Below are 12,095 nucleotides of genomic sequence, written 5' to 3'. Positions count from 1 at the left end.
TCATGCATAAAGATCACGTGAAGAGTTGCAGGTGCAATACATACCGCATCCTCGTCTACCACAGCCCATCGTAATTTCCGATTTTTTAACGATTTCCGATATTAATTCACCACTTGTCATTCCCAAGATCGACTGCAAATTCATTGACACCCCTGATTTATCAGGCGCACCATGATTGATCGATCTTTTCAATACATTCATTTTCTTTAACGAATATTTCTCCCCGTACTCCACATACCACTTCCTGAGCGTCTCATCTCCAAATGTTGAGCCAATGAAATTGAGCTGCTGCTCCAGACGAGCTCGATTATGATCCTTCAGAGTTGTGCCACTCTGAACTAGCTTCTTTATTTTCTGGGCCAAATGCGCCGAACAGAATGGTATGTGATGAAGCGTCTTACCAAAAAAATGATGGCAAAATTTCTCATAGTCCTTTGTGAAAAGAATAAAGTGATGCCACATCTTATCTATCATCAGAATCGGCTCATCAACCTCAAACTCAACGCATTGCTTTTGCGCATACTCCGATACAAAAAGAAATTTCTTTGTTTCAGAGAAGATATCGATCGCCTCCACTTCCTCGACATCCCACTCATCTCTGAATTTCCCAATCACACCCTCATGCTCGTATCGAGCCAATGCTTCCGGATACAAAAAATCGACAACGTTATAATTGCAATCCACGACGGCACTCATAGGTTCTCCAATCTAAATAATCATCCGAATAGATACGAAGCCACAATTACCACAACGTCACAATGCATTCTTGCGAGAGTGCCGCCTCGAAAAACACAAGTCCATAAGACAAGTTCGAAATCCTCATTAATGATTTCCAAATTTAATTAAAAATGGAATTATTGGTTGAATTATTCAAGAACAGTAAATATATGGATTGACTGGCCGGTGTGTCAGGGCTATGAGTTCGTTCGGAGGAAAGCCGGCGCAGTAACCTATCTATCGTGCAACACGAACAACATACGTTGGAGAAACGTCGGGATGCGCAATTGATCGATATTCGCTGCACGATTTGTGCAAATCCCTGAATATAGAAACCCTGTCAAGCGCCGCCGGACGGTTGTACGCCGCTATTGCCTCCTGCTCTGAGACGTTAAGAGCAGAACCGCGCGCGTAGTTCAATCGTGAGAGTTAGCCCGGCGGATATCTCTTCCCGGCATAGATGGGTCAATTGAGTACGTTGCCGAACGCGGTACTGTGAGGAATGAGGTCAAACCACTCACACACGACTCGGCGTGCGATTTCCTCGGGGGACCGATCACTATCGGTCAATGATAGGAAGCGCTGACGCTAGATTGACGAACGCCTCTTTGGGCTAGATAGCGACTCGATGCTGGCACTCGAGCAGAATCATCAGCAGAATTGAGTTGGATTCTTCGTGTTCGACGCAATTGGACGTATTCTGGCTTCAGACCGGACTACGCCATCGAGCATGAGCCGCGTGAAAGTCGGGCTCGAGGTGCCGGTCGAACCCGGCGAATGAGTGCGGCAACGAAGCGGCCGGCGCGCAACCGCGCACGCCGGCCGCCTCCCATCGACGGCTACGTCAGCGGCAACTGAAGCTCGCCGCCGAATTCACGTCGCCGGAGCCGTTGTAGCGCGCCACCTGCGGATACGGGCACAGCGGCCGCGTACGCCCCGCCCCCCACGATGCGGGCACGTCCGCATTCGGCACCGCGTTCGTCGCATCGCGTGCAGTGGCCACCACCGTACCGGGCGCTTGCCCCTGCTCGACCCACGCGACGAGCGGCGTCAGCAGGTCGAACTGGTCGGCCGCCGGCCCGCCCGAGCAGTGGTTCATCCCCGGCACCGGATAGAAGCGCGCGAAATCCGACGCATCGCCGCCGTTCGCCTGCGCGACCCGCGCATACCAGTCGCGCGTGTCGTCGAACGAAAACACCGGGTCGCCCGTGCCGTGATAGACCAGCAGCTTCGCACCGCGCGCCTTCAGCGCGGACAGGTTGGTCTCGTCGGGCGGCGTCATGAACGACCACGCGGATTGCGTGTACACGCCGCTCGTCGCGAAAATGGCCGGCGCGTCGTTGTCCATGTCGAAACCGAGCGCAAAGCCGGGCACGTTTGCGAGCACCGCCGCGGTTTTCGGCGGCGACATGAACGTGAACGCCATCGCGACCGGATCGAGCGCGATCGAATTCGACTGCTTCCACGCGGCCCAGCCGCTGCCGGCGATGCCCGGATCGTACGGAAAGCCCGCGTAGAGCGCCGTGCCCGCGCTGTTGCGTGCGCCCGTGAACACGTTCTCGAGGGCGGTCTTCTGCGCGGTCGTCAGGCACGCGCCCGTGCGTGTGCCGTTCGCACAGGTCGGGATGTCCGCATCGACGCTGAAATGCGCCTGGCACGCGGCGACGTCCTGCACCATCCCGTCGGCCGCGCCGTCGAGCGCATCGCATTTCTCGAGGATCTTCGCGCCGACGAACTGCCGCTCCGCATCGCTGAAGCCGCTGCGGATATCCGGCAGCCCGTTCGACCCGGTCGCCGATGCGATCTTCGCGAACTGCTGCGCGCCATACATCTCGCCGATCGCCGCCTTCGGCAAGTGGAAGCCCGGATCGCCCGCGATGATGCCGTCGTAGTCGGCCGGGTTGCGCACCGCCGTGACCATCGCGTGGCGGCCGCCGTTCGAGCAGCCGCCGAAGTAGCTGCGGTCCGGCGCCTTCCCGTACGCGAGACGGATCACCTGCTTCGCCATCGGCGTCAGCGCATCCACGGCGCCGTAGCCGTAGTCGATCCGTGCCTGCGGGTCGAGGCCGAACAGCGGGTTCTGCGCGCCGCTGTGCCCGGAATCCGAGCTGATCACCGCGAAGCCCTGGTTCAGCGCATCGGTCAGCGGCCCGCCGCCGCCGATCTCGCCCGTTGCCGTCACGACGTTGCCGTCGAGCCCGCCGTTCGCCTGGTAGAAGAAGCGGCCGTTCCACGCCTTCGGCAAGCGCATCTCGAAGCCGATCGCATAGGTGTTGCCGTCCACCGCGCTCACGCGCTCGTTCATCTTCCCTTCGATCACGCAGTGCTCGGCGATCGGCTTGCCGGCCACCGTGAGCGCGCCGGCGGCTGCGGTCGTCACCGACGTGAACGACGTGTTCGCATACGCCAGCTTCGCGGCGAGCGCGTCGCAGGTCTGCGCCATCGCGGCCGGTGTCGCGGCACTCAGGTGCGTCGGTACGGAATTCACCGAATCGTCGCCGCCGCAACCGGCGAGCATCGCGGCGGTGAGCGGGGCAATGCAGAGGAATGCAGATTGTCTGTTCAAGATAGCTCCCGTTCGTCAGACTGCCGGATCAGAACATGTGCCGGACGCCGACCATCGCGCCGAGCTGCCCCATCCCTTCGCCGGGCGTCGTGCCCGGTCCGCCGCCGCTGACCGCGTAGCGCGCATGCGCGCTGTTCCACAGGTACGACGATTGCGCGTAGACGGCCGTGCGCTTGGTCAGCAGATAGGTCGCGCGCAGCGTCGCCATCGTCGCGCGCGTGTCGTGCGCGCTGTTGACGATCCGGTAGCCTTCGCCGTCGACGACGAAATCGGGCTTCACCGCGTACGACGCACCGACGAAGAACAGGTCCGAATGCGCGCCGGGCGCGGCCGGCGAACCGGTCGACACGCTCCGGCCGATCCAGCCCGCGCCGATCTTCGCGCCCGCCGCCTGCGCGTAGGCGCTCACGTGCGTGCGCGCGTCCTTGCCGCCGCTGCTCGTGAAGGCGACCGGCGCGACGCCGTCGAAGAAATTCGCGGCCGCGCCGGTGCCGCCGCGCTGCTCCTCGTACGACGCCGCCGCGCCGAAATACGCGCTGTCGTACTTGAGCATCACCGACCAGTTGCGGCACTGGAGCGTATCGCCCGGCACCTGCCCCGCGCACGTGCCCTGCCCCGGCGAGTTGCCGGTGCCCGCGCCGTCGCGGCCGAACGAATACGCGGCGCCGAGCGTCACGCCGCGGTACGTGCCGATGTAGGTCGCCGCGTTGTCGGCGCGCCCGTTCGGCACGTATGCGTCGAACGAGCCGAGCCCGTAGATGTCGGGGCCGATGATGTCCGCGCCCTGCAGCGCGAGGTACGTCATCGTGTACTGGCGGCCGAACGCGAGCGTGCCGAAGCCGCCCTTCAGCCCGACGAACGCCTGCCGCCCGAACAGCCGGCCGCCCTGCCCGAGATCGCCGCCGCGCACGTTGAAGCCGCTCTCGAGCGTGAAGACCGCCTGGTAGCCGCCGCCGAGATCCTCCGCGCCGCGCAGCCCCCAGCGCGACGGCAGTTCGCCGGTCACGGCCGGCATCCGCACCACGTGGTCGCCGGCCGCGTTCGCGTGGGACACGAACTCGACGCCCGTGTCGATGATCCCGTACAGCGTCACGCTCGATTGCGCGTGCGCGCCGGTCGAGGCCAGCGCGCATGCGCCGGCCGCCAGCAAGGCTTTGGTGTGCTTCATGGTTAGTGTCTCCAGACCTGTGTCGATTTCGCGCTCTGCCGGCGCTCGTGGGTGAAAGTAAAGAAACTCAGTCGTGTGCCTGCGGCCTGCGGATCAGCACCAGCGCCGCGACGGCGGCGACCAGCGTGACGGGAATGCTCGCGCCGATCACGACCGACGCGCTGCGGCCCATCGCGAGCAGCTCGGCGGCCGCGAGCGGGCCGACCACGGAGCCGAGCCGGCCCACCGCGACCGCCGAGCCGACGCCGGTGCCGCGCATCGCGGTCGGGTAGTAGATCGCGGCGAGCGCATACAGCACCGACTGGCCGCCGACGACGAACATCCCGGCCGCGAACGCCGCGGCGGACAGCCATACGAGGCCCGGCGCGATGGCGAGCGCGGCGAGCGACAGCACGATCCCCGCGTACATGCCGCCGACGACCCGCGACGGCCGCATCCGGTCCATCGACATGCCGATGCCGAGCACGCCGAGGCCGCTGCCGATGTTGAAGAAGATCTGCACGATGCCCGCCTGGCTGCGCGCGAGCCCTTTCGCGGCCATCAGCGACGGCAGCCAGTTCAACAGGAAATACAGGACGATCAGCGTGCAGAAATAGCTGAGCCAGAGCGCCAGCGTCGTGCCGGTGCGCGAGCCGCCGAACAGCGTGTGCGCGACGCCCGGACGCGCGCCGCCCGATGCGCTGACGTCGAGGAACGCGCGCGATTCCGGCAGCAGCGCGAGCAGCAGCGGGGCAAGCAGCAGCGGCCCGATGCCGCCGACGTAGAAGATGTGCCGCCACTCGGTGTCGCCGGCCAGCAGCACGCCGATCAGCGACGCGATCACGCCGCCGAACGGAATCCCGCAGTACATCACGGCCACCGCGCTGCTGCGCGAGCGCGAGTCGACCGCTTCGGACGACAGCGCAATGAGGTTCGGCATCGCACCGCCGAGGCCGAGGCCGGTCAGCGCGCGCACGACGACCAGCATCGCGAAGCTCGACACCTGCGCGGTCGCGATCGACAGCAGCCCGAACAGGCAAACCGACGCGATCAGCACGTGCTTGCGGCCGATCCGGTCGGCGAGCCAGCCGCCGAGCATCGCGCCCGGCAGCAGGCCGAACGTGCCGGCGCTGAACGCGAGCCCCATCTGCGAAACCGTGAGCCCGAACTCGTGAGCCATGCGCGGCGCGGCAACGCCGACCGACTGCAGGTCGAGCCCCTCGAGCAGCGCGATCGCGAAACACAAACCGAGCGTCGTCGCGACGGCCGGCCTCTCGGCAACGGAAGTGTCCATGTCGTCTCCAAACCTTGTACTGCGCGTCATGCCGGGACGCATGCGCGGCGTCTTTGTCGTGATCGGACCATGCATCAGAAATTATCAGGTAGCCTGATTTATTGTCCGAAATAAAATCCGCTCGACCAGCCGGTCATGCGGACCGTCATCCCATCGAAGGACGGGACGATTTAATAACAGGTAACCTGATATTTCAAGTGCGCGGTGCGCCGGTGTTAACCCGCAACACGCGCGGAAGCCGGCCGGGCAAGGGCGTGCGGAACGCCGAGTGAAGCGAACGTGTGGTTCAGTCGCGCAGGTTGCGCACGAACAGCTCGAGCGTGCGCTGGACCTGCGCGGCGTCGGCGGCGGTGAGGTCGTCGCCGAGCATCCGGCGCTCGAGCGGCCGCAGCACCCGTTCGCATTCGCGCAGGATCGCCGAACCTTCGTCGGTCAGGCGCAGCAGGATCACGCGGCCATGATTCGGATCGGCCTCGCGCGTGACGAAACCGCGTGCCGCCATCGCGACCATCACCTCGTTCGCGGATTGCGGCGTGATGAACGAGCGCACCGCGAGCTGCGCATTGGACAGCGCACCGCGCGCCTCGAGCACCGACAGCGCCGTGTATTGCGCGAGCGTCACGCCGAGCGGCGCGAGCGCATCGCTCATCTGGCGGCGCAGCAGCCGATCGAGATTGCCGATCAGGTAGGTCAGCCGCTGCTGGGCACGCATGGGCGGCCTGGCCTCGGTGGCACGGGCAGCGCGTTTCGCGCCGGCCGGTTTGACGGGAGTCGAACTCATGAAGGTGTCGGGAGGAATATCGCGGGCCATCTTACCTCACGCGGCCCGCATGGCGGACAGGCTCGCATCGCCGAATCGTGGCGGCCGGCACACTGTATACAACATGAGTCCGACCAACCGGTTTCGCTCATGGTTTACCCGCTGATTTGCACGATTCCGCTTGAACGCATGGCAGCGATGTATACAATTTTATCAAGTAACCTGATAACTCCGCACGCCTGCCTCGGCAATGCTGCACTGCCCCCGATATCCGCCATGACCGACCTCGACGCTCCGACTTCCGACACCCGCGCGGCTTCCCCGTCGCAAACGGTCCGCACGCTGCTCGGCCTGCGCGAACTCATCGTCGGCGGAGAGCTCGCGCCCGGCACACGCATTTCCGAACTGTGGGTCGTCGAGCGGCTCGGCGTATCGCGCACGCCGGTTCGGGCGGCGCTGATCCGGCTCCAGGAGGAAGGGTTGGTCGAGCCGATTTCGACCGGCGGGTTTGCGGTGCGCGCGTTTTCGGCGCGCGAGATCGGCGACGCGATCGAACTGCGCGGCACGCTCGAAGGGCTCGCCGCGCGGTTCGCGGCCGAACGCGGCGTGCCGCCGTCGATGCTGCACGGCCTGCACGCGTGCGCCGACGAGATCGACGTGCTGCTCGCCGGCCCGCTGACCGACGACACGTTCTCGCGCTACGTCGACGCGAATGCCCGCTTTCACCGGCTGCTCGCGGCCGCGGCCGGCAGCGACGTCGTCGCGCGGCAGATCGACAAGGTCGCGACGTTGCCGTTCGCGTCCGCGAGCGCGTTCGTCGTCGTGCAATCGCTCGATCCGCGCGCGCGCGAAACGCTGATCGTCGCGCAAGCCCAGCATCGCGCGGTGCTCGACGCGATCGAACGCCGCCAGGGCGCGCGCGCCGAAGCGCTGATGCGCGAACACGCGCAGATCGCGCACGACAACCTGCGGCGCGTGCTCGACAGCCAGCGCGCGATGACGAAGCTCAAGGGCGGCAACCTGATTCGCCGCGACGCCGGCTGACCGGCACGCGGCACCTTCGCGCGGCGCACGACGCGCCGCTCATCCGACGATAGACACGGCGTGGGGACACGCCATGGAGGAGACGCATGTTCCTGAAAAACGCGTGGTATGTGGCCTGCACGCCGGACGAATTCGCCGGCAAGCCGCTGGGGCGGCAGATTTGCGGCGAACGCATGGTGTTCTTTCGCGACGCGGACGGCGCGGTCGCCGCGCTCGAGGATTTCTGCCCGCACCGCGGCGCGCCGCTGTCGCTCGGCACCGTGCGCGACGGCCGGCTCGTGTGCGGCTATCACGGGCTGACGATGGGCGCGGACGGCAAGTGCACGAGCATGCCGTGCCAGCGCGTCGGCGGCATTCCGGCGATCCGCCGCTATCCGGCCGTCGAGCGGCACGGCTTCGTGTGGGTGTGGCCGGGCGACCCGGCCCAGGCCGATCCGGCGACGATCCACCCGCTCCACTGGGCCGACGATCCGGGCTGGGCGTATGGCGGCGGTCTCTATCACATCGACTGCGATTACCGGCTGATGATCGACAACCTGATGGACCTCACGCACGAGACCTACGTGCATGCGTCGAGCATCGGGCAGCCGGAGATCGAGGAAGCGCCGCCCGCGACCAAGGTGAACGGCGATACGGTCACGACCAGCCGCTTCATGGAAGGCATCGTGCCGCCGCCGTTCTGGGCCGCCGCGCTGCGCGGCAACGGGCTCGCCGACGACGTGCGCTGCGATCGCTGGCAGATCTGCCATTTCACGCCGCCGAGCCACGTGATGATCGAAGTGGGCGTCGCGCATGCGGGCAAGGGCGGCTATCACGCGGACCCGCGCGACAAGGTGTCGAGCATCGTCGTCGATTTCATCACGCCGGAAACCGAGACGTCGATCTGGTACTTCTGGGGGATGGCGCGCAGCTTCGCGGTGGACGACCGCGCGTTGACGGACACGATCCGCAACGGGCAAGGCGCGATCTTCGCCGAGGATCTCGACATGCTCGAAGCGCAGCAACGCAACCTGCTGCGCTGGCCGGACCGGCCGCTGCTGAAGCTGAACATCGACGCCGGCGGCGTGCAGTCGCGACGCGTGCTCGACCGGCTGATCGACCAGGAGCGCGCCGCCGCGCTGCCGTGCTGACCGCGTGCCGCGCCGCCGCCGCATGGCGGCGCGACACGCCTACTTCATCCTTCCCCATGAAAGTCACGCTCATCCGCAAGCTTCCCGTCGCGACCGACATCTGCGCGTTCGAACTCGCGCCGGCAGACGGCACGGCGCTGCCGCCATTTACGGCCGGCGCGCATATCGACGTCCACGTCGGCGGCTTCGTCCGCCAGTATTCGCTGTGCAACAGCCCGTCGGAGACGGGCGTCTACCGGCTCGGCGTGCTGCGCGAGCCCGCGTCGCGCGGCGGCTCGCTCGCGATGCACGCATGCGAGCCCGGCACGACGCTCGACATCAGCGCGCCGCGCAACCACTTCCCGCTCGACCCGCGTGCCGCGCACACCGTGCTGCTCGCGGGCGGCATCGGGATCACGCCGCTGCTCAGCATGGCCGCGCACCTGATCGAGACCGGCCAGTCGTTCGAGCTGCATTACTGCGCGCGCGAGCCGGCGCGCGCCGCGTTCCTCGACCGGCTCGACACGCCCGGGCTCAAGGCCCGCACGCGGCTCTGGTTCGACGACGCGCCGGACGGCCGGCGCATCGATTTCGCGCAGGTGCTCGCGAAGCCGGATGCGGGAACGCACCTGTACGTGTGCGGTCCCGGCGGGTTCATCGGCGCCGTGCTCGCGGCGGCCGCGCAGGCCGGCTGGGATCCGGCGAACGTGCATCGGGAGTATTTCGGTGCGGCCGGCTCGGGTTCGGCCGGCGTGGACGCCGCGGCTGTCCCAGGCGAAGACGGAGGCGACCGCGCGTTCCAGGTCTCGCTCGCGCAATCGGGCCGCGTCGTCGACGTGCCTGCCGGCACGACGATCGTCGAAGCGCTGCGCGGCTGCGGAATCGAGGTACCGGTGTCGTGCGAGCAAGGTGTGTGCGGCACCTGTCTCACGCGCGTGCTGTCCGGCACGCCCGATCATCGCGACGTCTACCTGACCGACGACGAACGCGCGGCCAACGATCAGATGCTGCCGTGCTGTTCGCGTGCGGCCACGCCGCTGCTGGTGCTGGATCTGTGAAAGTGCGTGCGGCGCGACGGACGCGCCGCACGCCGCCCGTTCACGCCGACGGCCGGTTTTGAGCCCTGGCAACCGGCAACGACGCCCGGCACCCGGCCTCGACGAGCGCGAGCCGACGCGCGAACGCCGCCAGCGGATAGTCGAAGAAGTAAGCGCCGACCGTGCGCTTGTCCGTGCGGAACGGATCGTCGTACGGCGCGTCGCCACTGTCGAACCGGCAGCCGTCGAGATCGCCGCTCGCGTCGAGCGGCGCGACGCGCCCGGTCACGAAGCGCGCCGCATCGTCGAGCACCTGTTGCGCGCTCGATGCATCGAGCGGCGCCACAGCGCCGGTGCGTCGAGCCATTCGTCGATCACGAACAGCATGTCGCGCAGCGGCGCGCGATATCCGGTACTCATCGTGCGCGCCTTACGCGCCGCGCGCACCGCCGGCGACGATCACGCCCGAGTCGGCCGCGTCGGCCGCATACATCGCTTCGACCACCGCCGCGCGCTGCGTCAGCACCGCGCGCTGGTTGATCGACCCCTTGTCGGTGATTTCGCCGAGATCGAGCGACGGCGGCGTGTCGAGCAGGCACAGCCGCGTGATGAACGTCGCGCTGCCGGTCGCGTCGCGGTTCAACCGCTGCAACAGGTCCGCAAAGAACGCGCGCACGGCCGGCGCCTGCAGCACGGCGCGCACGTCGGCGTCCGGCCCCGCGCCCGCGAGGCGGCGGCAATCGTCGACGCGCGGGAAGATCATCGCGCCGACGTCGTCGCGGTTCATCCCGGTCACCACCGCGTCCTGCACGTACGGCGCGCCGTTCGACACGATCCGCGCGCGCATCGGCCCGACGCTCACGAAGGTCCCCGTCGACAGCTTGAAATCCTCGGCGATCCGGCCGTCGAACATCAGCCCGATCTCCGGACGCTGCGGGTCGACGAAGCGTACCGCGTCGCCGCTGCGGTAGTAGCCTTCGTCGTCGAACACCTCGCGCGCGTCGTCGCCGCTCGCGCGCCAGTAGCCGGCCATCACGTTCGGGCCGCGAAAGCGCGCCTCGAGCTTGCCGTCGACCGGCACCAGCTTCGCGTCGCAGCCGGGCGCGGGCAGGCCGATGTAGCCGGCGCCCGACATCGGCCCGGTGGTGAACATGCACGACGGCGCGGCCTCGGTCATCCCGAGGCCCGCCATGATCCGGATGCGCTCGCCGCAGTGCGCGAGCGTCACGCGCTCGAGCCGGTCCCACGCGGCCTGCGACAGCCCCGCGCCCGCGAAGAAGTACATCTTCACCCGCGAGAAAAAGGTCGCGCGCAGCGCCGCGTCCGTTTCAAGCGCGACGGTCAGCTCCTCCCAGCCTTTCGGCACGTTGAAGTACACCGTCGGCGCGATCTCGCGCAGGTTGCGCAGCGTCTCGTCGAACTTGCCGGCGACCGGCTTGCCGTCGTCGATGTACAGCGTGCCGCCGTTGTACAGCGCGATCCCGACGTTGTGGCTGCCGCCGAACGTGTGGTTCCACGGCAGCCAGTCGACCAGCACCGGCGGCTCGATGCCGAATTGCGGAAACGTCTCGAGCAGCATCTGCTGGTTGCTGCACAGCATCCGGTGCGTGGTCGGCACCGCCTTCGGCAGCCGCGTCGAACCGGACGTGAACAGGAACTTGGCGATCGTATCGCCCGTGATCGCCTCGTGCGCGGCATCGACGCTGCCCGGCGCGGTGTCGAGCAGCGACGCGAAGCGCGTGACGCCGCGCATCCCGTCCGGCGCCGACACGACCACGCGCTCGACGTCGGGCGGCACCGTCGCATCGAGCGCGGCGCGGAACGCATCGCCGTCGGTGGCGAACACGAGCCCCGGCGTCAGCAGCGCCAGCGCGTGACGGAGCTTGCCGTAGTCGCTCGACACGAGCGAATACGCCGGCGACAGCGGCGCATACGGAATGCCGGCCCACATCGCGCCGAACGCGACCTGCAGGTGTTCGAGATCGTTGCCGGACAGGATCGCGACCGGCCGCTCGGCTGACAGCCCGCGATCGAGCAGCGCCTGGCCGATCGCGCGCGCGCGTTCGAGCATCTGCGCATAGCTGATGCCGATCCACGCGCCGTCGGGGCCGCGCCGCGCGACGAGCCAGCGGTCCGGGTGCGCTTGCGCACCGCTGACGAGCCGGTCGGTCAGCCGGCGCGGATATGCGCCGAGCGCGGTCGATGCGCGCAGGGTCCAGCAGCCGTCGCGTTGCGCGATGTCGGGCGGTGCCGCACCGATCGCGACGGGGCGGTAGCCGGCAGGGGCGGGCTGCACGGCGGCAGTGCCGTGCAGTTGGGTCGGATCCGCATCCAAGGTCTGTCTCCAGTCGGTTCCGCCTGCGCGCTGGCAGCGCGCGGCGGGAACTTCGTTGTGTCGTTGTCGGTGCCGCGACGCGGCTG

General features: G+C 67.0%; 10 protein-coding genes. 3 read left to right on the top strand and 7 right to left on the bottom strand.

Annotated features, from left to right (window positions below):
• The 5 genes from ACPTTC_RS18720 to ACPTTC_RS18700 all read right to left on the bottom strand — a co-directional run bounded on the left by ACPTTC_RS18720 (position 1) and on the right by ACPTTC_RS18700 (position 6,505).
• Entirely contained in the window at positions 1-696 is a 696-nt protein-coding gene (locus tag ACPTTC_RS18720; protein WP_226197233.1) for a hypothetical protein, read from the bottom strand.
• 865 nt (positions 697-1,561) lie between these two features.
• Complete coding sequence (locus ACPTTC_RS18715; protein ID WP_423393433.1) at positions 1,562-3,283, bottom strand: tannase/feruloyl esterase family alpha/beta hydrolase; 1,722 nt, start codon at positions 3,281-3,283, stop codon at positions 1,562-1,564.
• Positions 3,284-3,311: 28 nt separating this feature from the next.
• Positions 3,312-4,451, bottom strand: a complete 1,140-nt coding sequence (locus tag ACPTTC_RS18710) for a porin (RefSeq protein ID WP_423393432.1) — start codon at positions 4,449-4,451, stop codon at positions 3,312-3,314.
• Positions 4,452-4,518: 67 nt separating this feature from the next.
• Positions 4,519-5,724, bottom strand: coding sequence for a 3-(3-hydroxy-phenyl)propionate transporter MhpT (mhpT, locus tag ACPTTC_RS18705; RefSeq protein WP_423393431.1), 1,206 nt, complete (start codon positions 5,722-5,724; stop codon positions 4,519-4,521).
• Positions 5,725-6,010: 286 nt separating this feature from the next.
• Positions 6,011-6,505, bottom strand: coding sequence for a MarR family winged helix-turn-helix transcriptional regulator (locus tag ACPTTC_RS18700; RefSeq protein ID WP_175965213.1), 495 nt, complete (start codon positions 6,503-6,505; stop codon positions 6,011-6,013).
• 255 nt (positions 6,506-6,760) lie between these two features.
• On the opposite strand from ACPTTC_RS18700, the gene ACPTTC_RS18695 reads away from it, so the two are divergent.
• From ACPTTC_RS18695 to ACPTTC_RS18685, 3 genes are all read left to right on the top strand, one after another.
• Entirely contained in the window at positions 6,761-7,528 is a 768-nt protein-coding gene (locus tag ACPTTC_RS18695) for a GntR family transcriptional regulator (RefSeq protein WP_423395680.1), read from the top strand.
• Between the two features lie 86 nt (positions 7,529-7,614).
• Positions 7,615-8,658, top strand: coding sequence for an aromatic ring-hydroxylating oxygenase subunit alpha (locus ACPTTC_RS18690; protein ID WP_226197227.1), 1,044 nt, complete (start codon positions 7,615-7,617; stop codon positions 8,656-8,658).
• A 56-nt stretch (positions 8,659-8,714) separates the two neighbouring features.
• Positions 8,715-9,695, top strand: coding sequence for a PDR/VanB family oxidoreductase (locus ACPTTC_RS18685; protein WP_423393430.1), 981 nt, complete (start codon positions 8,715-8,717; stop codon positions 9,693-9,695).
• Positions 9,696-9,735: 40 nt separating this feature from the next.
• On the opposite strand, the gene ACPTTC_RS18680 is transcribed toward ACPTTC_RS18685, so the two are convergent.
• On the bottom strand, positions 9,736-10,041 hold the full coding sequence (locus tag ACPTTC_RS18680; RefSeq protein ID WP_423395762.1) for a hypothetical protein: 306 nt from the start codon (positions 10,039-10,041) through the stop codon (positions 9,736-9,738).
• A 63-nt stretch (positions 10,042-10,104) separates the two neighbouring features.
• Complete coding sequence (locus ACPTTC_RS18675) at positions 10,105-12,009, bottom strand: feruloyl-CoA synthase (protein WP_423393429.1); 1,905 nt, start codon at positions 12,007-12,009, stop codon at positions 10,105-10,107.
• Positions 12,010-12,095: the final 86 nt, after the last annotated feature.

It is taken from the genome of Burkholderia mycopellens (assembly GCF_964265025.1).
In the GTDB taxonomy this organism is placed as follows: domain Bacteria; phylum Pseudomonadota; class Gammaproteobacteria; order Burkholderiales; family Burkholderiaceae; genus Burkholderia.
The sequence above is the reverse complement of the archived record's forward strand: the minus strand, read 5'-3'. Positions and strand labels throughout refer to the sequence as shown.